The sequence below is a fragment of the Chromohalobacter sp. HP20-39 genome (assembly GCF_033052815.1).
GTDB lineage: Bacteria > Pseudomonadota > Gammaproteobacteria > Pseudomonadales > Halomonadaceae > Chromohalobacter.
The window spans coordinates 1-308 of the sequence record NZ_JAWHTP010000442.1 but is presented as its reverse complement, the minus strand read 5'-3'; the positions used below and the strand labels follow the sequence as shown (position 1 = coordinate 308).

Here is a 308-nt window from a genome sequence, read left to right as displayed (position 1 = left end):
GTGAGCGGGGCGAAGGCACCGATGGCACCGATGGCGCGGCCGAACCGTCGTCCCCGCTGGGCGTGGGCGCTGGCCAGCCAGCGGTGGAGCGTGTGCCGGCGCGAGGCGAGTCAGCCTCGTGGACGCACCGCACCGCGCTATGCGTGGAAGCGCGCGACCCAGCCCGAGCTGCTGGCCCCAAGGTCGAGCACGACGCCTTCGGCAGCGGCAAACGCCTGCTGCACGTCTTCATGCCGCCGCTGACGCAACTGGACGACTACCTTGACCTGCTGGCCGCCGTGGAGGCCACCGCTGCCGAGCTGCAGGTA

Annotated in this window: 1 protein-coding gene; it reads left to right on the top strand. The window is 72.1% G+C overall.

Translation table 11 applies throughout. The annotated features are described in order from the left end of the window. On the top strand, window positions 1-308 hold a 308-nt coding region (locus RVY79_RS18735; RefSeq protein ID WP_317466059.1), incomplete at both ends, for a transglutaminase family protein.